The following is a 24,166-nucleotide window of genomic DNA, read 5'->3' as shown; positions in this document are numbered from 1 at the left end:
GCGGCCATGTCGGACGGTTTATCTGGCGTCGGTCAGATGGTGTCGGACCTCAACAAGTCCCTCAACGCCGCCATCGCCAACGTCAAGGCCCAGCAGGAAGCCGCAACGGCGTCCGCGTCCTCCGACGTCAAGAGCTATGAGAAGACGGTCCGGAAATCCTCGGCCGACAGCCGCATGTTCGCCACCGACATCGGGGTTCTGTCCAAGAACGTGTCGCGGCTGAACGTGGTCAGCACCCTGAACGCCAACGATCCCGTCGATTTCTACAAGTTCCGCGTCACCACCAAGGGTGAGGCGACGATGGGGCAGGTCGGCGACGAGGGGGTCCAGCTTCAGGTCATGAGCAAGACCGGGCAGGTCGTGGCCGACAGCAACAAGAGCGCCGGCAAGGCTTACGATTCCTTCCGCAGCCTTCAGCGCGGCGAGTTGACGCTCGACCGGGGCGATTACACCCTGCGCGTCAGCCGCGAAAAGGGTGAGTCGGCCAAGGATCCGAAGAACTACGCGGTCCAGTTCAGCATGGGCAACACCTACTCCCAGGATTACGACACCATTGCCAAGGCTCCGAAGAAGGGCGACAGCCCCTTCCAGATGACGGAGGCTCAGCAGCAAATGTTGGACGGGCTGAACCAAGCGATCAGCAGCATGAACTCCATTCCGACCGGCCAGACCGGCACGCAGAAACTGATGGGCAGTTTCAGCCTGTTCGTCTGACCCGTTCTTTCGGGCGGTTGCGCGTCTTTCCCGTCGCCGTTAAATCCTTGTTAAGCGGATTCGTTCCAAATCGGGAATGATCGTTTCCGTGCGCGCCATGACGGCCGGCGGTCGATGGCAGAGGCAACCGAGGTCTTGCGGATGTTCTACGAGCTGGCGGCATCCACCTGGGGGCCTGAGGAGATCGCGGCGATCGAGCGTGTGGTGGCGTCGGGCCGCTTCACGATGGGCGAGCAGGTGGCAGCGTTCGAACGGGAGTTCGCCGATTACTTCGGCGTCCGCCACGGGATCATGGTCAATTCTGGCTCGTCGGCCAACCTCGTCGCGGTCGCCGCCCTGGCCTACAAGGCGGAGCGCCCGCTCCAGCGCGGCGACGAGGTGATCGTTCCGGCGATCTCCTGGGCCACGACCTACCATCCGCTCCAGCAATACGGCCTGAAGCTGCGCTTCGTCGACGTCGAGCTGGACACGCTGAACATCGACACCGCCAAGCTGGAGCAGGCGCTGACGCCACGCACGCGGGCCATCGTTCCGGTGTCGATCCTCGGCAACCCGGCGGCGCTCGACGTAATCCGCGCCTTCGCCGACGCCCATAGCCTCTACGTGCTGGAGGACAACTGCGAGTCGATGGACGCCGAGCTGAACGGCAAGAAGGCCGGCACCTTCGGCGACCTCAACACCTTCAGCTTCTTCTTCTCGCACCACATCTCGACCATGGAAGGCGGGATGGTGCTGACCGACGATCTGGAACTGGCCCATCTCTGCCGGGCCATGCGCGCCCATGGCTGGACCCGCGACCTGCCCGCCGACACGCCGCTGTACCGGCGCGGTTCCTCCGACCATTTCGAGGCCTACCGCTTCATCCTGCCCGGCTACAACGTCCGCCCGCTGGAGCTGGAAGGCGCCATCGGCCGCGAGCAGTTGAAGAAGCTGCCGGCCCTGACCGCCGCCCGCCGCAAGAACATGGCGCTGTTCCAGGAGCTGTTCGCCGGGGACGAGCGCTTCATCATCCAGCGCGAGAACGGCGCCTCGTCCTGCTTCAGCTTCACCATCGTCCTCAACCCGGTCCGCAACCCCGACCGGGAGAAGGTCTTCGCCGCGCTGAAGGAGGCCGACATCGGCTTCCGCATCATCACCGGCGGCTGCTTCCTGCGCCACGACGTGCTGAAATACTACGATTACGACACGGTCGGCGAGATCAAGAACGCCTACACGGCGCATGACCTCGGCTTCTTCGTCGGCAACCACCCCTTCGACCTGACCCCGCAGATCGAGCGGCTGCGCGCCGTGCTCGACCGCGTGTGTTCCTGACCCGATCCCGAGAAGACCCATGGCCGACAGCAAGACCATCCTCGTCACCGGCGGCGCCGGCTATCTCGGGTCCATCCTGGTCCCGGCCCTGCTTGACGCCGGGCACACGGTCACGGTGCTGGACAGCTTCCTGTTCCGGCAGGCGCCGCTGGCCCATGTCTGCGCCCACCCGAACTTCGACATCGTGCGCGGCGACGCCCGCAGCGAAGAGATGCTGCGGCCGCTGATCAAAAACGCCGACGTGGTGATCCCGCTGGCCGCCCTGGTCGGCGCGCCGCTGTGCGACGCCGACACGCTGGCGGCGGCCAGCACCAACCGGGACGCCGTGCTGACGCTGGTGCGGCTGCTGTCGAAGGACCAGCGGATCATGATGCCGGTCACCAACTCCGGCTACGGCATCGGCGAGAAGGGCAAGTTCTGCACGGAGGACACGCCGCTCCGTCCGATCTCCCTCTACGGGCGGACCAAGGTGGAGGCCGAGGCGGCGGTGCTGGAGCGCGGCAACGCCATCTCCTTCCGGCTGGCGACGGTGTTTGGCATGGCGCCGCGCATGCGGATCGACCTGCTGGTCAACGACTTCGTCCACCGCGCCGTCCACGACCGCGCCATCGTGCTGTTCGAGCCGCATTTCAAGCGCAACTACATCCACATCCGCGACGTCGCCCGCGCCTTCCTGCACGGTCTGGACCGCTTCGAGACGATGCGGGACCGGCCCTACAACGTCGGCCTGTCGGACGCCAACCTGTCGAAGTGGGAGCTGTGCGAGGTCATCGTCCGGCATCTTCCCAAATTCGTCTTCATGGAAGCGCCGATCGGCGAGGATCCGGACAAGCGCGACTACATCGTGTCGAACGAACGGATCGAGGCCACCGGCTACGCGCCGGCCTTCTCGCTCGACGACGGCATCCGGGAGCTGATCAAGGGCTACCGCATGCTGCGCAACGGCCGCTACGGCAATGTCTGAATTGGGAAAGGAACCTTCCATTTCCATGACCGCTCCCGCCGCCGGCCGCGTCGACCTCGTGCTCGTTCATCCGGGCGGGCGCAAACTGGTGTACCAGACCCTGGCCGACGACCTGACGGCGGTGGAGCCGCCGCTGTGGTGCCGGTTGCTTGCCGCTTATTGCCGCGCGCGGGGGCATAGCGTCGTCGTCATCGACAGCGAGGCCGACGAGCTTGATCCGCCTGCCGTGGCAGCGCGGGTGGCGGCGTTCGATCCCCGGCTGGTGGCGCTGGTGGTCTACGGCCATCAGCCCTCGGCCTCGACGCAGTCGATGCCGGCAGCGGGCGCCATTGCCCGGACCGTCAAGACACTTTCGCCCGATTGCCCGATCATTTTGATCGGCGGTCATGTCGCGGCCTTGCCCGAACGCACCCTGCGGGAAGAGGCGGTCGATTTCGCCGCGACCGGCGAGGGGCCGGTGACGCTGGATGCGCTGCTGCAAACGCTGAAATCCGACCGGCCGTTCGATGCGGCCGAGGTGCCGGGCATCGCCCATTGGCACGCTGCCGAGGATGGTTCGCAGGAAATCCGGCGCAGTTTTCCGGCGCCGCTGGTCGAGGATCTCGATCTCGACCTGGGCGGCGACGCCTGGGATCTGTTGCCGATGGAGAAGTACCGCGCGCACAACTGGCAGTGCTTCGGGGCGATGGACACGCGCATGCCCTACGCGTCGATCTACACGACGCTGGGCTGCCCGTACAAATGCAGCTTCTGCTGCATCAACGCGCCCTTCGGCAAGAACGGCTACCGGTTCCGCAGCCCGGAAGCCGTGCTGGCCGAGATCGACCTGCTGATCGGGCGCTACGGCGTGCGCACCTTCAAGATCGTCGACGAGATGTTCGTCCTGAACGAGCGCCACGTCACCGCGATCTGCGAGGGGCTGATCCCGCGCAACGCGGCGCTGGGAGGCACGTTGAACATCTGGGCCTACGCGCGGGTGGACACGGTCAAGCCGGGGATGCTGGAGATGCTGCGCCGCGCCGGGATCCGCTGGCTGGCGCTGGGCATCGAATCGGGCAGCAAGCATGTCCGTGACGGGGCGAAGAAGGCGCTGCGCTCGGAGGATATCGTCGGCATCGTCCGCGCGATCCAGCAGGCCGGGATCAACGTCATCGGCAACTACATCTTCGGCCTGCCGGACGACGATCTCGACTCCATGCGCGAGACGCTGGACCTCGCCAAGGAGTTGAACTGCGAATTCGCCAACTTCTATTCGGCGATGGCCTATCCCGGCTCGCCGTTCTACGATCAGGCGGTGGAGAAGGGGTGGGACCTGCCGGACGGGTGGAGCGGCTATTCCCAGCACAGCCACGATTGCAAGCCGCTGGCGACGCAGAAACTCTCGGCCGCCGAGGTTCTGGATTTCCGGGATCGCGCGTTCATCGAATATTTCACCAACCCGCGCTACCTCAAGCTGGTCGATCAGCGGTTCGGCGGCGAGACGAGCCGGCACATTCGCGCGATGACCCGGCACACGCTTCGTCGTAAGCTGCTGGAGACGGACGGGGGCTTGCAGGAAAGGACGGTCGGTGCGGTCTGAGGACACTCTTGCCAACATAGACGTCGCGGTTCTGGCCGGCGGACTGGGCACCCGGATCCGGGGGGTCCTGGGCGACACGCCGAAGGTTCTGGCACCCGTCGCGGGACGGGCCTTTCTGGGGCATCTGCTGGATTATCTGTCCAACCATGGCTCGCGGCGGGTCGTGCTGTGCCTGGGGCATCTGGCCGACCGGGTGACCGCGTGGCTGGCGCGCGGCGATTCAGCCGGGGCCATGGACGTCGTCTGCCAGATCGAGCCGGAGCCGCTCGGCACCGCCGGGGCGCTGGGCTACGTCCGCAAGGAACTGCGGTCCGGCACCATCCTGGTGATGAACGGCGACACCTTCCTGGACGCGGATCTGCGCGCTTTCGTGGCCTCGCACCGCCTGTCGGGGGCGGAGGCGTCGGTGCTGTGCGTCACGGTGGAGGACGCCGCCCGCTATGGCCGGGTGGAGGTCGGGGCGGACAGCCGCATCCACCGCTTCGTCGAGAAGGCTCCGGGCACCGGCACCATCAACGCTGGCGTCTATCTGTTCTCCGCCGCCTTCCTCGACCGGGTGATCGCGCAGGGCGCGGTCTCGTTGGAGCGCGACGTGCTGGAAAAGGCGCCGCCGGGAACGCTGCACGCTCATGTGGCCAAGGCCCGCTTCATCGACATCGGCACGCCGGAAAGCCTGGCCGCCGCCGGGGGCGTGATCGGCGGGAGAGACGCGTGATCATCAGCCGCACCCCTTTCCGCGTCTCGCTGTTCGGGGGCGGCACCGATCTTCCGAAATGGTACCGGCGTCATGGCGGTTCGGTGATCGGCGGGGCCATCGACAAATACTGCTACATCAGCCTGCGCACCCTGCCGCCCTTCTTCGAGCACAAGCACCGCATCGTCTACTCCCACATCGAGCATGTGCGCGAGATCGCGGAGATCCGCCACCCTTCCGTCCGCGCCTGCCTCGCCGAGATGAACATCGAGAGCGGGCTGGAGATCCATCACGACGGCGATCTGCCGGCGCGGTCCGGGCTGGGGTCCAGTTCCTCCTTCACGGTCGGGCTGCTGAACGCGCTGCACGCCTATCGCGGCCGCATGGCGAGCAAGCAGGATCTGGCCGAGGAGGCCATCCGCATCGAGCAGGAGGTGATCGGCGAGAATGTCGGGTCGCAGGACCAGATGTGGGCGGCCTTCGGTGGGCTGAACCGCATCGATTTCCAGCCCGACGGCAGCGTCGACGTCATCCCGCTGATCGTCGAGCGCGAACGGCGCGACGCCTTGCAGAATCATTTCGTGCTGTATTTCACCGGCCTCTCGCGGTTCGCCTCGGACATCGAGGGCGAAAAGATCGCCAACCTCGACAAGCGCGAGGAGCAGTTGCACGGCCTGCGCGCGATGGTGGAGGAGGCGGCCTCCCTGCTGGGCAACCCACGCGGCGATCTGGCCGATCTGGGCCGAATGCTGCACGAGGGTTGGATGCTGAAGCGCGAATTGTCGCCGAACGTCTCGAACCCCACCATCGACGCGCTGTACCGGACGGCGCTGGAGGCCGGCGCGCTCGGCGGAAAGCTGCTGGGGGCGGGGGGCGGCGGCTTCCTGCTGCTGTTCGTTCCGCCGGAACGGCAGGCCACGGTGCGCGAGCGGCTGAAGGGCCTGACCGCCGTGGCCTTCCGTTTCGACACCGGCGGCAGCAAGATCGTCGTCTACGAACCCAACGATTTCGAACGCCGCCGCCGCGCCTGAGAGGGAAAGCCTTGCCCGAAACGCCTGAACATTCCGCCGTGGCCGAGCGCCTGTACCGCACCCTGCGCCTGATCCGCGTTGTCGAGGAGGAGGTGGCGCGCGTCTACCCGACCGACGTGATCAAGAGCCCGGTCCACCTGTCCATCGGGCAGGAGTTCATCGCGGCCGGCGTCTGCGACGCGCTGGAACCGCGCGACCATGTGTCGATCACCTATCGCGGGCACGCCGCCTACATCGCCAAGGGCGGCGACCTGAACGCCATGATCGCCGAGATGTACGGCAAGAAGGCCGGCTGCTGCCAGGGGCGCGGCGGGTCGATGCATCTGGTGGATTCGCGGGCCGGGGTCATCGGCGCCTCGGCGGTGGTCGGCACCTCGATCCCGGTGGCGACCGGCTTCGCCTTGGCCGCCAAGCGGCAAAGGACCGGCGGGGTGGTCGTTTGTTTCATCGGCGACGGCGCGACCGAGGAGGGCTGCTTCGCCGAAAGCCTGAACTTCGCCGCCCTGCACAAGCTGCCGATCCTGTTCGTCTGCGAGAACAACGGCTACGCCATCCACGAGCCGCTGGCCAAGCGCTGGGCGACCGACCGGCTGTGCGACCGGGTGGCGACCTACGGCATCCCGACCCGGCGGATCGAGGACGGCGACACCGTCACCGTGCGCGACGCGGCGCTGGAGGCGGTGGCGGCGATGCGCGACGGCGGCGGCCCTGCCTTCCTGGAAATTCTCTGCTACCGCTGGCGCGAGCATGTCGGTCCGAACGAGGATTTCGACCAGGGCTACCGTTCCGCCGACGAGAAGACCCCATGGGCCGCGCGTGACGAGGTCGCCCGTCTGGCGGCGCTGCTGCCGCCGGACCACGTCGCCGCCATCGAGTCCGAGATCGCGGCGACGGTTGCCGCCGCCTTTGCGTTCGCCGAAGCCAGCCCCTTCCCGGTGCCCGAGGATCTTTATGACCACGTCTACGCCTGAGTCCGCGTCCGGAAGCCGGCTGCTGCGCTACGTCGACGCCCTGCGCGAGGCCTTCGCGCAGGAGATGGAGCGCGACGAGAGCGTCTTCGTGTTCGGGCTGGACGTGGACGACCACAAATCCATCCAGGGCTCGACGGCCGGGCTGTTGAAGCAATTCGGACCGGAGCGGGTGTTCACGACGCCGCTGTCCGAAGACGCGATGACCGGCGTCGCCATCGGGGCGGCGATGGCCGGGATGCGGCCGGTCCATGTCCACATCCGCATGGATTTCCTGCTGCTCTGCATGAACCAGCTGGTCAACATCGCGGCCAAGGCGCGCTACATGTACGGCGGGACGGTCAAGGTGCCGCTGGTCGTGCGCTCGATGGTCGGCAAGTCCTGGGGGCAGGGCGCCCAGCATTCCCAGGGGCTGCACTCGATGTTCATGCACGTGCCGGGGCTGAAGGTGGTGGCGCCCAGCAACGCGCACGACGCCAAGGGCTGTATGATCGCCGCCATCCGCGACGACAACCCGGTGATCGTCATGGAACACCGGCTGCTCTATCCGACCGAGGCCTACGTCCCGGAAACCCCCTACGCGGTGTTGCCGGGCAAGGCGCGCGTGGTGGCGCCGGGCGGGGACGTGACGCTGGTCGGCATCTCCAACATGGTGGTGGAGTGCCTGCGCGCGCGCGAGTTGCTGAGCGAAATCGGGATTTCGGCCGAGGTGATCGACCCGATCTGGCTGTCGCCGCTGGACATCGACACCATCGTGGAGTCGGCGCGGCGGACGCGGCGGCTGGTGGTCGCCGACAACGGCTGGACCGCCTGCGGCGCCGGGGCGGAGATCGTCGCGGCGGTGCTGGAGCGCCTCGGGCCGGAGGGCGGGATCGCGGTCAAGCGCATCGGCTTCGCGCCCACCACCTGCCCGCCCTCGCCGACGTTGGAGGCGGCCTTCTACCCCAACCCCGGCACGGTGGCCGCCGCCGTCCACGCGCTGGTCCGGCCGAGGGACGTGGCCTGGACTCCCGATCCGGAACGGACCAAACTCGCGCATCAGGTGCAGTTCCGCGGTCCTTTCTGACGCGGTCCCGGCGGCCCTTCCGGACTTGAAAACCCCATGGCCATCATCCTCGCCCGCGCCGACGCATCACCCGCCATCGGGACCGGGCACGTCATGCGTTGCCTCGCGGTGGCCGAGGCGTTGCGCGACGACGGGCACGAGGTCGTGTTCGCGGCGGTGGAATCGACCCCGGCCATCGACCGGCGGCTGGACTCCGAGGGCTTCCGGCGCATCGCCATCGCCGGGCCGGTGGGCGAGGCGGCGGATCTCGCGGCCACACGCTCCGCCCTGCGGCGCGAGCATTGCGCGGCGGTGATGCTGGACGGCTACCGCTTTGGCGAGGCCTACCGGGCCGGCGTGCAGGCGGCGGGGCTGCGGGTGCTGGCCTGGGACGATCTGGGGGACGGGACCCCGCTGCACGCCGACGCCGTCGTCAACGCCGCCCCCCAGGCGCACCGGCTGCCCTACGACCGGATGGCGCCGGGGGCGCTGTTGCTGCTCGGCCCCGGCTACGCGCCGCTGCGGCGGGAGGTGCGGCTGGCGGCGCGTGCGGGCCGCGCCGGGATCGCGGAGCGTCCGGTCCTGCTGCTGACCTTCGGCGGCTCGGATCCGCTGGGGTTGACCGGGCCGGTGCTGGCGGCGCTGGAGGCGGTCCGGCCGGAGGGGTGCCGCTTGGTCGCGGTGGTCGGCGGCAGCAACCCGCGCGCGGCGGAACTCGCCGCCCTGGGCGACACGTTCGGGTCCGGCGTCGCGGTGCATGTGGATTGCCCGCGCATGGGGGCTGTGATGGCGGAGGCGGGGCTGGCGGTGTCGGCCGGCGGCGGCACCATGGGCGAACTGGCGGCCCTGGCCGTGCCGACGCTTCTGGTGGTCACCGCCGACAACCAAGCCGCCGCCAGCGCCGAGGCGGCGACGCTCGGCTGGTGCGAGGCGGTGGACGCGCGGGCGGGCGACGCGGTTCCCGCCATCGTCACGGCGGCCCTGGCCTTGTGGAAGGACGGGAAGCGGCGGGAGCGGATGGCGGGCGCGGCGGCGGCGCTGCCGCTGGACGGGGAGGGCGCCGGCCGCATCGCCCGCGCCTTGATGACCGCCCGTCTCCATCACGCCCACCCGCAAGCCTATCGGCAAGCGCCGCAGGGCTGAACGGTCAGCTCGCCATGCGCCACGTTCCGTCGCGCTGCTGGCAGGCGGTGCCGAAGCCCTGCTGGGTGCGTCCCTGGACCACGATGGTGGTCTGGTACTCGCGGCACAGCTCGCCGGACGGGCTGGTGCCGTCGCGGACCGGGGTGTAGCTGCCGTAATTGCCGCTTTCCGGGTTGTTCCAGCGGATCGTGCTGCCGGTCGGCGCCGCGTAGGCGTTGTTGGCCGCCTGCAAGGCGTAGGTCTGGTCGGCGCGGTCGAGCGAGGCGCCCGCCGCGTTGCCCAGCGCCGCGCCCAGCAGCGTGCCGATGCCGACCGCGACCAGCTTGCCGCTGCCGCCGCCGAAGCGCGAGCCGGCCAGACCGCCGGCCACGCCGCCCAGCACGGTGCCGGCGGTCTGCTTGTTGGCGCTGATGCCGCCGTAGGAATCGCCGTAGCCCGGCTGGGCGCAGCCGGCGAGCGGGGCCGCGAGCAGGCTGGCGGACAGGGCGGCGGCGAGGAAGGGGCTGGCTTTCATGGTCGGTTCCTGATTGGTTCGGCAGGTCGGTTCCAAAACCATCAACATGGCAGCCCCGCGAAGTATTCCATCCCCGTGACGCGATCCCTCCGTTGCCCCTATGATTGGCGGAACGGACCGGCAAGCCGGCGGACAAGAATATGCGGGAGGAAAGCGGCATGCTGCCCAAGGCGGACAGTTACGAGGCGGTGCGCGACCAGTTCGTCTGGCGCGTGCCGGAGCGCTACAACATCGGCGTCAATGTCTGCGACAAATGGGCCGAATCGGACCCGGAGCGTCTGGCTCTGATCCACAAGCGGCGCGACGGCGGGGTGGAGGAATACCGCTTCGCCGACATCCGCACCCTGTCCAACCGCTTCGCCAACGTGCTGGCCGCCCACGGCGTGGCGCGTGGCGACCGGGTCGGCATCCTACTGCCACAGGCGCCGGAAACCGCCGTCTCGCACGTCGCCGTCTACAAGATGGGAGGCATCGCCGTGCCGCTCTTCTCCCTGTTCGGGGTGGAGGCGCTGGAGTACCGGCTCGCCAACTGCGGCGCGCGGGCGGTGGTCACCGACGCGGTGGGCGCCGCCAAGCTGGCGCAAATCCGCGACCGGCTGCCCGAGCTGCGCGCGGTCTTCCGCATTGATGGAATTGGCGGTGCGGAAGGCGGCGCCTGCCTGGACTGGCACGCGTTGACCGACGCGGCTTCGGACGCCTTCACGCCGGTGGACACGGCGGCGGACGACCCGGCGGTGATCATCTACACCTCCGGCACCACCGGCCAGCCGAAGGGCGCGCTCCATGCGCACCGCGTGCTGCTGGGCCATCTGCCGGGGGTGGAAATCTCGCACGACCTGTTCCCGCAACCGGGCGACCGCATCTGGACCCCGGCGGACTGGGCATGGATCGGCGGGCTGCTCGACGTGCTGCTGCCGGCGTGGCACCACGGCGTGACGGTGGTCTCGCACCGCTTCGAGAAGTTCGACCCCGAACAGGCCTTCCGCCTGCTGGCCGATTTCCAGGTGCGCAACGCCTTCCTGCCGCCGACCGCGCTGAAGATGATGCGGGCGGTCGCCGATCCGCGCGCGCGCCACGCCTATGCGATGCGTTCGGTCGCCAGCGGCGGCGAGACGCTGGGCACCGAGCTGCTGGACTGGGGGCGCCAGACCTTCGGCGTCACCATCAACGAGTTCTACGGCCAGACCGAATGCAACATGATCGTGTCGTCGGCGGCGACGCTGATGCCGCCCAAGCCCGGCATCATGGGCCGCCCGGCGCCCGGCCATGACGTGGCGGTGATCGACGGCGCCGGCAACCGGCTGCCGCCCGGCGAACTTGGGCTGATCGCGGTGCGCCGGCCCGATCCGGTGATGTTCCTGGGCTATTGGAACAACCCGGCGGCGACGGCGGGCAAGTTCATTGGGGAGTGGCTCGTCACCGGCGACCAGGGGGAGTTGGACGCCGACGGCTACATCCGCTTCGTCGGGCGCGACGACGACGTCATCACCTCGGCCGGCTACCGCATCGGCCCCGGCGAGATCGAGGATTGCCTGATCGGGCATCCCGCCGTGCGGATGGCCGCCGTGGTCGGCGTGCCCGATCCCCTGCGCACCGAGATCGTCAAGGCCTTCGTCGTGCTTCAGGACGGGGTGACGGCCGACGACGCGCTGGTCGCCGCGATCCAGGAGCATGTGAAGACCCGGCTGGCCGCGCATGAATACCCGCGCGCCATCGAGTTCCTCGACCAGCTTCCCATGACCACCACCGGCAAGATCATCCGCCGCGAACTGCGTGACCGTTCCCCGTCATGACCGAGCTGTTGCTGCTGGCCGCCGCCTTCCTCGCCGGGGCCATGAACGCCGTGGCCGGCGGGGGGAGCTTCCTCACCCTGCCGGCGCTGATCTACGCCGGGGTTCCGCCGGTCGCCGCCAACGCGACGGGCACCGTGGCCCTGTTGCCCGGCTACGCCAGCGGGGTCTACGGCTACCGCCAGGATCTGGCGCCGGTCGGCGATCTCGGCCTGCCGCTGCTGGCCTCGGTCAGCCTCGTCGGTGGGCTGGCGGGAGCAGGGCTGCTGCTGGTGACGCCCGACGCGGTGTTCCGCGACATCGTGCCGTGGCTGCTGCTGGCGGCGACCGGGCTGTTCGCCTTCGGCGGGGTTCTGGCCGCGCGGCTGCGCGCGGTCGGCCTGCACGGTCGGGGCGCCCTGTTGGCCACGCTGTTCGTGGTGTCGGTCTATGGCGGCTATTTCAACGGGGGCCTGGGCATCCTGCTGCTGGCTCAGTTGAGCCTGTTCGGGATGACCGACCTCAACGCGATGAACGGGCTGAAGAACCTGTTCTCCGCCGTGCTGACCGCCATCGCGGTGGCGGCCTACGCGGCGGGTGGGGCGGTGGATTGGCCGAAGGCGCTGCTGATGGTGCTGGCGGCGGTGGCCGGCGGCTATGCCGGGGCGCGGGTCGGACGGAAAATTCCGTCGCCGGTCCTGCGCGGCGGCATCATCGCCGTCGGCCTGACCATGAGCGCACTGTTTTTCCTGAAATGAAACTCTTGAAGCGGAACGGGGGGACCGCGCTATAGAGTGCGCTGCCCTTCCAACCGACCCCGTGCGCCCCGCCATGCTGATCGTTTCCGACCTCGACCTGTTCTACGGCGACGCCCAGGCGCTCGACGGCGTCTCGCTGGCGGTGGCGGAGGGCGCCACCACGGCCATCGTCGGCGCCAACGGGGCTGGCAAGACCTCGCTGATCCGCACCATCGCCGGCATCCAGAAGCCGGCGCGCGGCACCATCCGCTTCAAGGGTCGCGAGATCGCCGGCCTGCCCAGCCACGTGGTTTGCGACCTCGGCGTCGGGCAGGTGGCGGAAGGGCGCCAGATCTTCCCGACTCTCAGCATCCGCGAGAACCTGGAGATGGGCGCCGTCATTCCACGCGCGCGCGCCACCGCCAAGCAGACCTTCGAGCGGGTGTTGGACATGTTCCCCCGCCTGCGTGAACGGCTGGACCAAGCGGCCGGCACGCTGTCGGGCGGCGAGCAGCAGATGCTGGCCATCGGCCGCTGCCTGATGGGCAAGCCCGACCTGATCATGTTCGACGAGCCGTCGCTCGGCCTGTCGCCGGCCCTGGTGCAGGAGCTGTTCCGCATCATCCGGGCTCTGGCGGCGGACGGGATGACCATCATCCTGGTCGAGCAGAACGTCGCGGCCTCGCTGAAGATCGCCCAGCGCGCCTATGTGTTGGAGAACGGCCGCGTCGTGCTGTCGGGGACCGGCGAGGCGCTGCTCGCCGATCCGGCGGTGAAGCAGGCGTATCTGGGGCTCTGATTCCCTCCGGAACGGCGGGAGCGGCGACACCGGCAAGGGAAAGCCGCCTTCCGGCGGCTTTCCGGGAGGGGGGTGTTCACGCCGCCCGCTTGTGCTCCTGGGCGCGCACGAAATCGCAGGCCTGTTCGACCTCCTGCTTGAACGTGTCGTAATCGATGGCGAGGCCGTTCAGATAGGCGCTCCACCCGGCCGAGGATTTCGCGTAATGGACCGCCGCCTCGATTTCGGCGTCAGTGGCGCCGAACAGCTTGGCGATGGCGGTGTGGTAGAACACGCAGTAGCGGCATCGGGTGACGGCGGCGATCCCAAGGCCGATCAGCTCTCGGTACTTCACCGGCACCGGTCCTTCGTCCAGTTGGACGGCCCGGAACAGGCGCCATTCCGCCTCCACCGTGTTGTCGGGCAGCTCCTTGAAGAAGCTGGGGACCAGACCGAAGATCCCTTCGATCTCCTGATAAACCTGTTGGCGATCCATATGCCCCTCCCGCGCGGAAAGGCATGACCCCGCCGCGATGCGGCTGGGTCATGTCGGAACCGTCAGTATGCGCCCACCGTCAAAACGCAGGGCTGCGCAGAAGCACAGTGATCGTTTTCGCCCCTCATACCCGCTGCTGCGCTTCCAGCGCGTAGGCCAGCAGCCGTTCGGCTGAACGCGCACGGTCGCCCGTTTGGGCGAAGCGGGCCTTGGCTTCGTCGGACTGCCGCGCACGGAAGGCGGCGTCCCCCGCAAGCGTCGCCGCCCGCTCGATGAAGGCGGCCTCGTCGGCGACGGTGAAGGCCGCTCCCGCCACCCCGGCCACGTCGCCGCCGCCGAAGGTCACCACCGGCAGGCCCTCGGCCAGCGCGAAGGCGGCGCTGCCGCCGCCGCCCTGACGTTGCGGGTTCAGATAGGCGGTCACCACCCGGTAGAAGGCGCGGATGTCGTCGACATGACCGAGCGAGTCGACTCGCCCGGCGTTGCGCAGGGCCTTGAGCCGTTCCGGCAGCGTCTCCGTCGCGCCCGCGAAGGCGACGTGGGCCGAGGGCAGGCGGTCGAGCAGCGCGTCGATCCGTGCCAGGAACTCCGGCCCGGCCTCCTGATCCAGCCGGTTGCCGACCACGGCGAAGACCGGCCCTTCGTCGTCCAGCCCGAAATCGCCGCGCAGCAGCGGTGCGCCGCCCTCCGGCAGGGTCCAGCCGAAGGAGAAGGGGCGGAAACGCTCCCGCGCGTCGTCGGGCCAGCCGGCGGCGCTGTCCTCCGGGCCGTAGCCGAGCAGCAGGCGCGCCAGCGACGGCGGCAGGCCCGACGAGGTCGGCAGGCAGACGACCGGCCGCGTCCGCGCGAACAGGTCGGCGACGACGTTGGAGGCGCCGAAGGACAGGATCACGTCGGGGTCGAAGCCCTCGACCGCGTCGACGATGGCGTGCAGCTTCTCCTCGTCGAAATGCTTCTGCGGGAAGGACAGCATGCGCACCCGCGCGCCGAAGGCGCCGATGGTCTGTTCGCCGTCGTACTCCTCGGTGACGTTGTAGCTGTATTCGGGGACGAAGCCGTTCTCACCCGCGATCGCCATGGCGTTCGGGTTGACGATGACGACCTCGCAGCCGTGGTCGTTCTGAAGGCGGCGGGCGTAGTCGAAGGCGTCCACTGTCGGCTGGTGCCCTTGCCCCAGCATCTGGTTGGTGACGAGCGCGACTTTCCTGACGGCATCGCGTGGCTGGGCGCGGCGCAGGCGCACCGCGATCCCGTAGCGGCGCGACGTCTCCTCCACCAGCAGCCGGTAGAAGCGGCGGTACTCCCCGCCCGTGAAACCGCCGATGTCGCCGGAGCGCGCCTCGCCCTGGAACAGGCGCATCGCCATGCCCCAATAGGCGTAGTGCAGCGACGGCACCGAGAAGCGCAGCGGCTCGTCCAGAACCGCCTGCACCAGCCGCCGGTAATGCGCGATGTCGCCGTCCAGCAGGAACAGCAGGGAGTGGCGGCGCATCACGTCGCCCATGCTGTAATGGGCGTCGACCTCGGCCGCCGCCGCCTTGCGGGTGTCGTCGTCGTAGCGGCGGATCAGGTTCGCCAGCGCGCCGACGTTGCCCCAGCTTTCGCCCTGGTTGGTCAGAAGGGTCAGCGCACGGGCGAAGCTCAGCGCGGCCTCGCGCGTCCGGCCGCAGGCGTGCAGGGCGTGGCCCAGATTGGCCTGGAACAGGGCCGAGCCGCCGTCGCCCGCCACCGCTTGGCCGATCATCTCCGCCGCGTCCTGCGACCGGCCGGATTGCAGCGCGATCACGCCCAGCAGATGCAGGGCGTCGGGATGGCCGGGGGAGGCGTTCAGCACGTCGCGGTACAGGCGCTCCGCCTCGTCGGTGCGGCCGGCGCGGTGATGCTCGGTCGCGACGGCCAACGTCTGTTCGATCATGTCCATGGTAAGCGTTCCTGCTGCCGGGTCGGCGGACCCTTGGTGATTCGGACCCTGTGATTTTCGCGTGTGTGTGGTTCAATGTTTACCCTGTTTCACGCGGCGTGCGGACTGTTTTCCGCAAGAGCGCCGTTTCGGCCCTGCGCGGAAGCCCGCTTTTGCGAAACGGCCCGGTTTGATCTGGGTTGCGGTCGATCTTCTCTTGCCTGCCATCGGCTGGGCTGGTAACCCGCTGGGCTTCACTCTTTCGGGTTGCCGCCGCTCCATGCCCATCGACTATTACCTCAACATCGCCGCCTCCGGCCTGTTGACCGGCCTCGTATACGGGCTGGCGGCGCTGGGGCTGTCGGTCATTTTCGGCGTGGTCCGCGTCGTCAACTTCGCCCATGGCGAGATGATGGTTGCCGGCATGTACGGCGCCGTCCTGCTTGCCGGTTTTCTGGGACTCGATCCGCTGCTGTCGGCGCCCATCGTCGCGGCGGTGCTGTTCGTCTGCGGCTGGCTGCTGCAGCGGGGCGTCGTCAACAAGTTCGTCGAGCGGCCCGAGCACATGCAGTTCATCCTGCTGCTGGGCATCGCGAGCATCCTGGTCAACGGCATGCTGATGCTGTTCGGGCCGGACGCGCGCAACGTCTCCGTCCCCTACAGCTTCGACACGGTGGAGATCGGGCCGATGCTGCTGGACGCGGTGCGGCTGCGCGCCGGGGCGGCGGCCATCGTCGTCGCGGCGGCGCTGTTCGCCTTCTTCCGGTTCAGCCGCACCGGCAAGGCGATCCGCGCCTGCGCCGACAACCCGCTGGGCGCCCGCGTCGTCGGCCTGAACATCGACGGGCTCTACGCGCTGACCTTCGGCATCGGCGCCGCCGTGGTCGGGGTGGCCGGCGCGCTGATGAGCCTGCTGGTCGACGCCCGGCCGCAGTTGGCCCCGGAATACACGCTGCTCAGCTTCATCATCGTCATCATCGGGGGGCTGGGCAGCCTGCCCGGCGCGCTGCTCGGCGGCATGCTGATCGGCGTGTCGGAGGCGCTGGCCGGCTTCCTTCTGATGCCCTCGCTCAAGTCCCTGTTCAGTTACGGGGTGCTGATCGTGGTGTTGCTGCTGCGCCCGCAAGGGCTGTTGGGGAAGCGGTCATGACCGGTCGGGGAATCGTTCTTCTGGTGCTGGCCGGGCTGCTGCTGGCCGTGGCGCCTCTGGTCGGCGACCGCTACGTCGTGTCGGTGCTGACCACCGTGCTGTGGTTCGCCTATGTCGGGCAGGCCTGGAACGTGATGATGGGCTTTTCCGGCCTGCTGTCGCTGGGCCACGCGCTGTATGTGGGGCTGGGCGCCTATGTCAGCGCCGCGCTGTTCGTGCATTACGGGATCGGGCCGTGGGCCGGGATGCTGCTGGCCATGCTGGTGTCCGTGGCCGTCGGCACCTTCATCGGCTTTCTGGGCTTCCGCTTCGGCGTGAAGGGGGTGCATTTCTCCCTGCTGACCATCGCGTTTGCCGAGGTGGCGCGGATCGGCTTCGACCACATCCAGTGGCTGGGCGGCTCGGGCGGCCTGTTCCTGCCGGTCGAGGCCGGGGTGAGCGACCCGCTGAACCTGCGCGGCTCGCCGACGCTGTTCTATTACGTGATCCTGGCGCTGGTGCTGGGCGCGCTTGCCCTGTCGCGGGTGCTGCTGCACAGCCGGCTCGGCTACCAGTGGCTGGCCGTGCGCGAGGACCCGGAGGCGGCCGAGGCGGTCGGCGTCGACCTGTTCCGCGCCCGCATGACCGCCGTGGCGGTGTCCTCGGCGCTGACCGCGTTGGGCGGGGTGTTCCAGGCCTTCTACTTCAACAACCTGTTCCCGGAGCAGGTGTTCTCCATGGGCCGCTCCATCGAGATCATCCTGCCGGCCATCGTCGGCGGCATCGGCACGCTGATCGGCCCGATCCTGGGCGCCTTCATCCTGACTCCGCTGGGCGAGGGGCTGACCTTCCTGATCGAGGCCGGCGGGCTGGATCTGCCGGGCCTGAAGCAGCTGTTCTACGGTGTGGCCCTGGTGACGATCGTGGTGTTCCGGCCGGAAGGCGTCTGGCCTTGGCTGGCGCGCCGCCTGCGCCTGGTCCGCCAGCCGGGGGAGGAGGCCTGAGATGACCGCGCTTCTCACCGTCTCCGGCTTGTCCAAGCGCTTTCGCGGCTTGAAGGCGGTCTCCAACGTCTCCTTCTCGGTGCCGGAAGGGCGCATCCTGGCGCTGATCGGCCCCAACGGCGCCGGCAAGACCACCACCTTCAACCTGATCGCCGGGGTCTTCCCGGCGGACGAAGGGACGGTCACACTCAAGGGAACCCGCCTGGGTGGGCTGAAGCCCAACCAGATCTGCGCCGCCGGGATCGGCCGCACCTTCCAGATCGTCAAGCCCTTCGGGGCACTGACGGTGGAGGAGAACGTCGTGGTCGGCGCGCTCGCCCGCGAACGTTCGGTGGCGGTGGCCCGCGCCCAGGCCCGCGCGGTGCTGGAACGGCTGGAACTGGCCGATCAAGCGGCGCGCCCGGCGCGCAGCCTGACGCTGCCCGACCGCAAGCGGCTGGAGGTCGCCCGCGCGCTCGCCACGCGGCCGACGCTGCTGCTGCTGGACGAGGTGCTGGCCGGCCTGCGCCCGACCGAGGTCGATCGCATGGTCGAGGTCCTGCGCGACCTGAACCGGCGCGAGGGGCTGACGATCCTGATGATCGAGCACGTGATGCGGGCGGTGATGGCGCTGTCCGACCAGGTCGTCGTGCTCGACCATGGCGAGAAGATCGCCGACGGCACCCCGGCGGAGGTTGTCGCCGACCCCCGCGTGGTGGAGTCCTACCTGGGCGCCGAGGAAGCCTGACCGGTCTTTTCAGGCCGGTCAGTTGTTGAGGGTCGCGGCGTCCTCGCGGAAGCGGACCCAGGCGACCTCGGCGGTCAGCGGCTTTCCGGGGTATTGGAAGCGGTGAAGCCACGGGGTGTCGCCGCTGCCGTTCCAGAACTGCAGGTAGAGCCGGCCCGGATTCTGCGGCAACTCGCCCGGCTTGCCCTTCGCGGTGTGGACCGAGCGGCCGTCCACCGTCCAGGTGATGCGGTCGGGCTTCCACTCGAAGCCGTAGGTGTGGAACTCCTTGGCGGCGTCGAAGCCCAGATCCACCACCACGTCGCGGTGGCCGACGCCATTGGCGACGTAGCTGATTTCCAGCTTGGTCGTGTCCTTGCCGGCGATGCCCATGGTGATTTCGTCCCAGGGATCGCCGAAGGGCGGGCCGGTGTAGTGCGACAGCGAGGTGATCACCCCCTCCGCCTTCACCGCCTTCAGGTTCGCCGTGTAGCTCCCCAGGCCGTAGAAGCGGTGGCTGCGGTACTCGGCGCAGGACAGCGCCTCGCGGCCCTTGGGCTGGTTGGTCACCGACAAGGCGAGCTTGCCGTTCTTGATGGCCAGATTGTCGTCGTTCCAGGCGCAGCCCATGTAGCCGCCGTTGCTCCAGCCGTCCGACTTCTGCCAGCGGCTGCTGTCGAACCCGGCGAAATGCTCTTCGAAGCTGCCGCCCTGGCGGGTGAAGGCCGACTCCGCCAGCGCGGACGTGCCGCCGAGCGCCACCGCCATCCCGACGCCCATCGCCAACGCCTGTCCAAGCATCCGCATGTCCACCTCCCTCGACGGAGAACGCGCACCCACCATCGGGGGGCCGCCTTCCCAAATATCGTGGGTAGGGGGTGGTGCGGCAACGGCGCGTCCGGGTTGTGGAGTCGCTGCGGCAGGCTTAACCGGATCGGGTGGTGGGTACCTCAGACGTCGGTGACGCCGCTTTTGGGAATGCGGATCTCGCGGTGGACGGACATGCTGAGCAACAGCCCGACGCCGATCATCAGCGTCAGCATGGCCGATCCGCCATAGGAGACCAGCGGCAGCGGGATGCCGACCACCGGAATCAGCCCCATCACCATCGACACGTTGACGAAGACGTAGAGGAAGAACTGCGCCGTCATGCCGACCGCGACCAGCCGGGCGAACTGGCTGCGGCAGCTGAGCGCGATCACCACGCCGTAGATCAGCAGCAGCAGGTAGAGCGCCAGCAGGGCCAAGGCGCCGGCCATGCCGAACTCCTCCGCCAGCACGACGAAGATGAAGTCGGTGTGCTTTTCCGGGAGGAACATCAGCTGGCTCTGCGAGCCGGACATGAAGCCCTTGCCGAACAGCCCGCCCGATCCCAGCGCGATCTTGGACTGGAGGATGTTGTAGCCGGCCCCCAGCGGGTCGGTCTCGGGGTCGAGGAAGGTGTAGACGCGCTGCTTCTGGTAGTCGTGCAGGAACTCCCAGGCGACGGGGACGGCGCCGACGCCGCCGCCGATCACCAACAGGAATTTCCAGATGCGCACGCCCGCCGCGAAGAACACCGCCCCGCTGCCCATGATCAGCAGCAGCGAGGTGCCGAGATTCGGCTGCATCAGCACGAAGGCGACGGGCGTGAAGACCAGCAGCAGCGGTGGGATCAGCAGCAGCGGCCGGCCGATCTGGTCCAGCGTGATGCCGTGGAAATAGCGGGCCAGCGCCAGGGTCAGCGCCGGCTTCATCAACTCCGACGGTTGGAGCTGGAAGAATCCCAGGTCGATCCAGCGCTGCGCGCCCATGCCGATGCGGCCCATCAGCTCCACCGCGATCAGCAGGCACAGCACCAGGAAGAAGATGACGTAGGCCGACTTCATCAGGTGCCGCACGTCGATCATCGCGATGCCCAGCATCAGGACGAAGCCGGGGATGGCGCGGACCAGCTGCGGCTGCGCCCAGGGCTTCCAGTGGCCACCGGCGGCGGAGTAGAGCAGGGCGACGCCGACCGAGGTGATCGTCGCGACCAGCAGCACGAGCCCCCAGTTGATGAGCCGGAACTTCGTGCCGAGGGTGAGCTGGGAGCGCTGGGGCTCCAGCCCGCCGGAACCGAGAGAGGACAGGACCGCGACCATATGCCGAATTCGTCAATGAGGCCCGGCATCGCCGGCCGGGCGGGTGCGGCGGATAATGCGGCAACGGGCGGGACGGGTAAAGCCGGGCGCGGGTGGAGCGCCCTTTTTCTCACTGGCCCCCTTTTTCTTAACGGCGGATGAATCCAGGCGTCAGACGACCATCGGCAGCGGCTCGGCCGCTCCGGCAAAGCGCACCTGGTTTCGCCCGCCGTTCTTCGCGGCGTAGAGCGCCGCGTCGGACAACGCGATCAGATCGGTGAAGCTCTGGTGCCCCGTGCCGAGGCTGACGCCGCCGACGCTGCACGTCACCGCCAGCCCGTGTTCGGCGCCCAACGGTGCCACATCGCGCTCGATCGCGGTGCGCAGCCGCTCGGCGATCTGTTCGCCGGTTGCCTCGTCCGTTTCCGGCAGCAGGATGGCGAACTCCTCGCCGCCCAGCCGGCCGGCCGCGTCCTCCCGCCGGATCTGCGTGCCGCAGGTTGCCGCCACTGCCTGGATCACCCGGTCGCCGAAGGGATGGCCGGCGCGGTCGTTGATCGTCTTGAAGCGGTCGATGTCGATGGTGAGAACGGTCAGCGGGCGGCCGTGCCGGCGGGCGCGCTGGAACTCGTTTTCGCCGATCTCCAGGAAGCGCCGGCGGTTGAGCAGGCCGGTCAACCCGTCGGTGTGCGCCAGAATGGTCAATTCCTTGTTGAAGGCGTCACCCGCCATCAGAATGAAGGTGATGCTTCCGACCACGGTGCCGAGGAAGCTCATGAGCAGGACGGCCCGCTCCGCGCCGTCGTTGATCATCTGGTCGACCGGACTGGCCGGCTGGCTTGCCGCCGCCCAGATGCGCAGGGCGAAGGCCAGCCCCATCAGGAACAGCAGCACGCCCGACATATAGTGCGCGATGCCGCGCCCCTCGTAGAACAGCAGAAGCTCCGCCGCGACCAGTCCCAGCAGCAGCACCGCCGCGACGCTCGACACCAAACGGACATTGGACAGATCGGCGGGATCCACGAACAGCACCAGGGCGCAGAACGCGGCGACGACCGCGCCGCAGCCCGACACCATGCCTTTTGGAACCGGCTTCTGCTGCAAATGGCGGACGCAGACGTAATTCAGCGACAGTCCGGCGATGACGATCCCGTTCGCCGCTGGAACCGTGATCTCGGGGAGCGTGGCGCCGCGCGACGCAGCGATCAGAAAGCCAGCCGCGACCAGCAGCTTGCCATAGGCGTAGGAGCGGAGGCCACGCCGGATGTGGTTCGGATAGGACACCGACGCCAGCAGCACCGATCCGCCGACGGTGAAGCCGATGATGGCGATCATCTGCGCGATGAAGGTGGTGTCCAGATTCATCCGCTCTGCCGCTGTGGCTGATTACTCCCGTATGATCAGACGCTATCTGATGCAATCCAGCAAAACAAGCAAGCGTAACCCTGGCCAAAGGTCAGAGATCCGGTAGGGCCGTCCGGACAATGACGGCAAAGTCGGGGGCGGATTTACGGCGCCGCGGGCGGTGCGTAGCCTTTGACGAACAGGGCGACGGCGCTGTCGATGAAGCGTTCCATCTTCTCGCGGTTCGGCCGGTCTTCCAGGCACAGCAGGAAGCGCATGTGGAGATTGGCCTTCACCAATCCGAAGAACTGATGCGTCGCCATCTCGACGTCGGGGATCGCCAGTTCGCCCTTGCGGACGGCCTCGGCCAGGAAGCCGCTGACCTGGGTGAAGGTTATCGCCGGCCCGGATTCGTGAAAGGCGCGGGCCAGTTCGGGGAAGCGGTGCGCCTCGCCCAGGATCACCCGGTACATCGCCAGCGCCTTGGGCGAGGTGACGAACAGGGCGAATTTCAGCCCGATCATCCGCAGCCCCTCGGCCACCGGCAGCTGGCGGGCCTCCTCCAGCACGTTGGCCAGCGCCGAGCTGGCGCATTCGCAGGCGATCATCGCCCGGAACAACTCGTCCTTGCTGCCGAAATGCGCGTAGAGCGTCGCCTTGGAGACGTTGGCCTTCTTGGACACGGCGTCCATGCTGACCGCGCCGTAACCGTTCTCCAGGAACAGGGCGCCGGCGGCCTCCAGAATCTGGGCCGGCTTGGAACCCGCTTCCGGGGTGGGGGCAACCAGTGTGGACATGCGCGCCTCGTCTGAAACTGTGCTTTCTGCAACCATGCTCTTCGGTCCCGCCGCGTTCCGCATCGGACGACCATCCTGTTGTGGAAACTAAACCGTTCAGTTCGGCCTTGACAACAGATAGGTCATCACTCATCTTCCGACAAGACTAAACTGAACGGTTCAGTTTCTCCAGGCGGCAAGGCCGCCGGACGGGCGCGGGCCGTAACGGGTTGCAGGGGTTAGAGACAATGGCATCGAACGTCCGCAAGATCGTCCTGTCGGCTGTCGCGGTCGCGGCCCTGACGGGCGGGGGCTACGCCGGCTACGGCTGGTGGACCAACGGCCGGTTCATGGAATCGACCGACAACGCCTATGTGCAGAGCGACATCACCGTTGTCAGCCCCAAGGTCTCGGCCTATGTGCGCGAGGTTCGCGTGGCGGAGAACCAGCAGGTGCGCTCGGGCGACGTCCTGGTCGTGCTCGACGACCGCGACTTCCGCGTCAAGGTGGCGGAGGCCGAGGCCGCCGTGAACACGCAACGGGCCGGGCTCGGCACGCTCGACAGCAAGCTGGAACTCCAGCGCGCGATCATCGACCAGGCCGCCGCCTCGCTGGCGAGCGCCGACGCCGAGCAACGCCGCGCCCAGCAGGACTACGACCGCAACCGCTCGCTCGCCAACGACAGCTGGACCAGCCGCCAGAAGCTGGAGACCGCCGACGCCGACCTGCGCAAGGCGGTGGCGCAGGTCGCCAAGTCCCGCGCGGCGCTCGCCGCCGAGAACGACCAGGTCGGCGTGCTGCGCGCCACCCGGATTGAGACCGAGGCGCGTCTGGCCGAGTCCGAGGCGTCGCTCGACTCCGCCCGCAACGATCTGGCCGGCACGGTGATCCGCGCGGCGGTCGACGGCGTCATCGGCAACCGGGGAGTCCAGGTCGGCCAATACGCCCGGCCGGGCGTGCAACTGCTGGCGCTGGTGCCGCTGCCCGACGTCTACGTCGTCGCGAACTTCAAGGAAACCCAGATCGACCGCATGCGGCCGGGTCAGACCGTAAGCATCGAGGTCGACGCCTTCCCCGGCCGCAAGCTGGAGGGCCGGGTCGAAAGCTTCGCGCCGGCCTCGGGCTCCAAGTTCTCGCTGCTGCCGCCGGAGAACGCGACCGGCAACTTCACCAAGATCGTGCAGCGCGTGCCGGTGCGCATCGCCCTGCCGCACGACGGCGCGCTCGCCGGCCTGCTGCGCCCCGGCCTGTCGGTGGTGGCCGAGGTGGACACGCGCGGTTCCGACCATCAGCCGCACGTCGCCGATGGCGGCGTGTTCGGCGCGCTGAGCGTCAAGCAGGCGGTCGCGGCGAAGTAATCGATAAGCCCCTTTCCCCTCGTGGGAGAGGGGTTGGGGTGAGGGGGCGCAAATTTTCCCTCCGTCGCCTTCGGCGAATGCCCCTCATCCCAACCCGCGAACTC

At 68.4% G+C, this 24,166-nt stretch carries 23 protein-coding genes; 16 read left to right on the top strand and 7 right to left on the bottom strand.

Going from position 1 to position 24,166, the window contains the following annotated elements; all coding sequences use genetic code 11:
• Positions 1-6 precede the first annotated feature (6 nt).
• The 9 genes from EJ913_RS06245 (at position 7) to pseG (ending at position 9,449) form a co-directional block, all read left to right on the top strand.
• Entirely contained in the window at positions 7-714 is a 708-nt protein-coding gene (locus tag EJ913_RS06245; protein ID WP_126995869.1) for a hypothetical protein, read from the top strand.
• Positions 715-828: 114 nt separating this feature from the next.
• Positions 829-2,025 (top strand): DegT/DnrJ/EryC1/StrS family aminotransferase, encoded by a 1,197-nt coding sequence (locus EJ913_RS06240; protein ID WP_244939262.1) that lies wholly within the window; start codon positions 829-831, stop codon positions 2,023-2,025.
• Positions 2,026-2,044: 19 nt separating this feature from the next.
• Complete coding sequence (locus EJ913_RS06235; protein WP_126995867.1) at positions 2,045-2,989, top strand: NAD-dependent epimerase/dehydratase family protein; 945 nt, start codon at positions 2,045-2,047, stop codon at positions 2,987-2,989.
• A 25-nt stretch (positions 2,990-3,014) separates the two neighbouring features.
• Positions 3,015-4,568, top strand: coding sequence for a B12-binding domain-containing radical SAM protein (locus EJ913_RS06230; RefSeq protein WP_126995865.1), 1,554 nt, complete (start codon positions 3,015-3,017; stop codon positions 4,566-4,568).
• Complete coding sequence (locus EJ913_RS06225) at positions 4,558-5,283, top strand: nucleotidyltransferase family protein (RefSeq protein WP_126995863.1); 726 nt, start codon at positions 4,558-4,560, stop codon at positions 5,281-5,283. The genes EJ913_RS06230 and EJ913_RS06225 overlap by 11 nt, the downstream gene beginning before the upstream one ends.
• The gene (locus tag EJ913_RS06220) at positions 5,280-6,293 is read left to right on the top strand and encodes a GHMP family kinase ATP-binding protein (RefSeq protein WP_126995861.1); all 1,014 of its coding nucleotides are present in this window, start codon (positions 5,280-5,282) and stop codon (positions 6,291-6,293) included. The genes EJ913_RS06225 and EJ913_RS06220 overlap by 4 nt, the downstream gene beginning before the upstream one ends.
• Positions 6,294-6,331: 38 nt before the next feature.
• Positions 6,332-7,264 carry a thiamine pyrophosphate-dependent dehydrogenase E1 component subunit alpha gene (locus EJ913_RS06215; protein WP_126995859.1) on the top strand — a complete coding sequence of 311 codons (933 nt, stop codon included), beginning with the start codon at positions 6,332-6,334 and terminating at the stop codon, positions 7,262-7,264.
• Positions 7,245-8,327, top strand: coding sequence for an alpha-ketoacid dehydrogenase subunit beta (locus EJ913_RS06210; protein ID WP_126995857.1), 1,083 nt, complete (start codon positions 7,245-7,247; stop codon positions 8,325-8,327). The genes EJ913_RS06215 and EJ913_RS06210 overlap by 20 nt, the downstream gene beginning before the upstream one ends.
• 36 nt (positions 8,328-8,363) lie before the next feature.
• Positions 8,364-9,449, top strand: a complete 1,086-nt coding sequence (gene pseG / locus EJ913_RS06205) for a UDP-2,4-diacetamido-2,4,6-trideoxy-beta-L-altropyranose hydrolase (RefSeq protein ID WP_126995855.1) — start codon at positions 8,364-8,366, stop codon at positions 9,447-9,449.
• Between the two features lie 4 nt (positions 9,450-9,453).
• On the opposite strand, the gene EJ913_RS06200 is transcribed toward pseG, so the two are convergent.
• Positions 9,454-9,963: an RT0821/Lpp0805 family surface protein gene (locus EJ913_RS06200; RefSeq protein WP_126995853.1), complete on the bottom strand. Its 510-nt coding sequence runs from the start codon at positions 9,961-9,963 to the stop codon at positions 9,454-9,456.
• A gap of 158 nt (positions 9,964-10,121) precedes the next feature.
• On the opposite strand from EJ913_RS06200, the gene EJ913_RS06195 reads away from it, so the two are divergent.
• From EJ913_RS06195 to EJ913_RS06185, 3 genes are all read left to right on the top strand, one after another.
• Positions 10,122-11,756: an acyl-CoA synthetase gene (locus EJ913_RS06195; protein ID WP_126995851.1), complete on the top strand. Its 1,635-nt coding sequence runs from the start codon at positions 10,122-10,124 to the stop codon at positions 11,754-11,756.
• Positions 11,753-12,490, top strand: a complete 738-nt coding sequence (locus tag EJ913_RS06190; protein ID WP_126995849.1) for a sulfite exporter TauE/SafE family protein — start codon at positions 11,753-11,755, stop codon at positions 12,488-12,490. Before EJ913_RS06195 ends, EJ913_RS06190 begins: the two co-directional genes overlap by 4 nt.
• A 73-nt stretch (positions 12,491-12,563) precedes the next feature.
• Positions 12,564-13,268, top strand: coding sequence for an ABC transporter ATP-binding protein (locus EJ913_RS06185; RefSeq protein ID WP_126995847.1), 705 nt, complete (start codon positions 12,564-12,566; stop codon positions 13,266-13,268).
• A gap of 76 nt (positions 13,269-13,344) precedes the next feature.
• On the opposite strand, the gene EJ913_RS06180 is transcribed toward EJ913_RS06185, so the two are convergent.
• Together EJ913_RS06180 and EJ913_RS06175 are read right to left on the bottom strand one after the other, a co-directional pair.
• The gene (locus EJ913_RS06180) at positions 13,345-13,743 is read right to left on the bottom strand and encodes a carboxymuconolactone decarboxylase family protein (RefSeq protein WP_126995845.1); all 399 of its coding nucleotides are present in this window, start codon (positions 13,741-13,743) and stop codon (positions 13,345-13,347) included.
• A 124-nt stretch (positions 13,744-13,867) separates the two neighbouring features.
• The gene (locus EJ913_RS06175) at positions 13,868-15,664 is read right to left on the bottom strand and encodes a glycosyltransferase (protein WP_126995843.1); all 1,797 of its coding nucleotides are present in this window, start codon (positions 15,662-15,664) and stop codon (positions 13,868-13,870) included.
• 259 nt (positions 15,665-15,923) lie between these two features.
• On the opposite strand from EJ913_RS06175, the gene EJ913_RS06170 reads away from it, so the two are divergent.
• From EJ913_RS06170 to EJ913_RS06160, 3 genes are read left to right on the top strand one after another with little or no spacing between them, the layout of a single operon-like run.
• On the top strand, positions 15,924-16,793 hold the full coding sequence (locus EJ913_RS06170; protein WP_126995841.1) for a branched-chain amino acid ABC transporter permease: 870 nt from the start codon (positions 15,924-15,926) through the stop codon (positions 16,791-16,793).
• On the top strand, positions 16,790-17,776 hold the full coding sequence (locus EJ913_RS06165; protein ID WP_126995839.1) for a branched-chain amino acid ABC transporter permease: 987 nt from the start codon (positions 16,790-16,792) through the stop codon (positions 17,774-17,776). Before EJ913_RS06170 ends, EJ913_RS06165 begins: the two co-directional genes overlap by 4 nt.
• Before the next feature lies 1 nt (position 17,777).
• On the top strand, positions 17,778-18,503 hold the full coding sequence (locus EJ913_RS06160; RefSeq protein WP_126995837.1) for an ABC transporter ATP-binding protein: 726 nt from the start codon (positions 17,778-17,780) through the stop codon (positions 18,501-18,503).
• An 18-nt stretch (positions 18,504-18,521) separates the two neighbouring features.
• Here EJ913_RS06160 and EJ913_RS06155 read toward each other — a convergent pair whose 3' ends face one another.
• From EJ913_RS06155 to EJ913_RS06140, 4 genes are all read right to left on the bottom strand, one after another.
• On the bottom strand, positions 18,522-19,289 hold the full coding sequence (locus EJ913_RS06155) for a family 16 glycosylhydrolase (protein ID WP_244939261.1): 768 nt from the start codon (positions 19,287-19,289) through the stop codon (positions 18,522-18,524).
• A 143-nt stretch (positions 19,290-19,432) separates the two neighbouring features.
• Positions 19,433-20,605: a rod shape-determining protein RodA gene (rodA, locus tag EJ913_RS06150; protein WP_126995833.1), complete on the bottom strand. Its 1,173-nt coding sequence runs from the start codon at positions 20,603-20,605 to the stop codon at positions 19,433-19,435.
• A gap of 150 nt (positions 20,606-20,755) precedes the next feature.
• Positions 20,756-21,949, bottom strand: a complete 1,194-nt coding sequence (locus tag EJ913_RS06145) for a GGDEF domain-containing protein (RefSeq protein WP_126995831.1) — start codon at positions 21,947-21,949, stop codon at positions 20,756-20,758.
• Positions 21,950-22,092: 143 nt separating this feature from the next.
• The gene (locus tag EJ913_RS06140; protein WP_238519092.1) at positions 22,093-22,725 is read right to left on the bottom strand and encodes a TetR/AcrR family transcriptional regulator; all 633 of its coding nucleotides are present in this window, start codon (positions 22,723-22,725) and stop codon (positions 22,093-22,095) included.
• 227 nt (positions 22,726-22,952) lie between these two features.
• Here EJ913_RS06140 and EJ913_RS06135 point away from each other — a divergent pair, with 227 nt between their 5' ends.
• Entirely contained in the window at positions 22,953-24,062 is a 1,110-nt protein-coding gene (locus EJ913_RS06135; protein WP_126995827.1) for an HlyD family secretion protein, read from the top strand.
• Positions 24,063-24,166: the final 104 nt, after the last annotated feature.

It is taken from the genome of Azospirillum doebereinerae (assembly GCF_003989665.1).
GTDB classification, from domain to species: Bacteria; Pseudomonadota; Alphaproteobacteria; order Azospirillales; family Azospirillaceae; genus Azospirillum; species Azospirillum doebereinerae.
Note: the sequence above shows the minus strand (reverse complement) of the source record. Positions and strands in the feature narration are given on the sequence as shown.

What these genes read in the sequence shown, in the direction of transcription:
- EJ913_RS06245 (WP_126995869.1), top strand. Translation starts at nt 7, where the DNA reads ATGTCGGACGGTTTATCTGGCGTCGGTCAGATGGTGTCGGACCTCAAC.
- EJ913_RS06240 (WP_244939262.1), top strand. Translation starts at nt 829, where the DNA reads ATGGCAGAGGCAACCGAGGTCTTGCGGATGTTCTACGAGCTGGCGGCA.
- EJ913_RS06235 (WP_126995867.1), top strand. Translation starts at nt 2,045, where the DNA reads ATGGCCGACAGCAAGACCATCCTCGTCACCGGCGGCGCCGGCTATCTC.
- EJ913_RS06230 (WP_126995865.1), top strand. Translation starts at nt 3,015, where the DNA reads ATGACCGCTCCCGCCGCCGGCCGCGTCGACCTCGTGCTCGTTCATCCG.
- EJ913_RS06210 (WP_126995857.1), top strand. Translation starts at nt 7,245, where the DNA reads ATGACCACGTCTACGCCTGAGTCCGCGTCCGGAAGCCGGCTGCTGCGC.
- pseG (WP_126995855.1), top strand. Translation starts at nt 8,364, where the DNA reads ATGGCCATCATCCTCGCCCGCGCCGACGCATCACCCGCCATCGGGACC.
- EJ913_RS06200 (WP_126995853.1), bottom strand. Translation starts at nt 9,963, where the DNA reads ATGAAAGCCAGCCCCTTCCTCGCCGCCGCCCTGTCCGCCAGCCTGCTC.
- EJ913_RS06195 (WP_126995851.1), top strand. Translation starts at nt 10,122, where the DNA reads ATGCTGCCCAAGGCGGACAGTTACGAGGCGGTGCGCGACCAGTTCGTC.
- EJ913_RS06190 (WP_126995849.1), top strand. Translation starts at nt 11,753, where the DNA reads ATGACCGAGCTGTTGCTGCTGGCCGCCGCCTTCCTCGCCGGGGCCATG.
- EJ913_RS06185 (WP_126995847.1), top strand. Translation starts at nt 12,564, where the DNA reads ATGCTGATCGTTTCCGACCTCGACCTGTTCTACGGCGACGCCCAGGCG.
- EJ913_RS06180 (WP_126995845.1), bottom strand. Translation starts at nt 13,743, where the DNA reads ATGGATCGCCAACAGGTTTATCAGGAGATCGAAGGGATCTTCGGTCTG.
- EJ913_RS06175 (WP_126995843.1), bottom strand. Translation starts at nt 15,664, where the DNA reads ATGGACATGATCGAACAGACGTTGGCCGTCGCGACCGAGCATCACCGC.
- EJ913_RS06170 (WP_126995841.1), top strand. Translation starts at nt 15,924, where the DNA reads ATGCCCATCGACTATTACCTCAACATCGCCGCCTCCGGCCTGTTGACC.
- EJ913_RS06165 (WP_126995839.1), top strand. Translation starts at nt 16,790, where the DNA reads ATGACCGGTCGGGGAATCGTTCTTCTGGTGCTGGCCGGGCTGCTGCTG.
- EJ913_RS06160 (WP_126995837.1), top strand. Translation starts at nt 17,778, where the DNA reads ATGACCGCGCTTCTCACCGTCTCCGGCTTGTCCAAGCGCTTTCGCGGC.
- EJ913_RS06155 (WP_244939261.1), bottom strand. Translation starts at nt 19,289, where the DNA reads ATGCGGATGCTTGGACAGGCGTTGGCGATGGGCGTCGGGATGGCGGTG.
- rodA (WP_126995833.1), bottom strand. Translation starts at nt 20,605, where the DNA reads ATGGTCGCGGTCCTGTCCTCTCTCGGTTCCGGCGGGCTGGAGCCCCAG.
- EJ913_RS06145 (WP_126995831.1), bottom strand. Translation starts at nt 21,949, where the DNA reads ATGAATCTGGACACCACCTTCATCGCGCAGATGATCGCCATCATCGGC.
- EJ913_RS06140 (WP_238519092.1), bottom strand. Translation starts at nt 22,725, where the DNA reads ATGTCCACACTGGTTGCCCCCACCCCGGAAGCGGGTTCCAAGCCGGCC.
- EJ913_RS06135 (WP_126995827.1), top strand. Translation starts at nt 22,953, where the DNA reads ATGGCATCGAACGTCCGCAAGATCGTCCTGTCGGCTGTCGCGGTCGCG.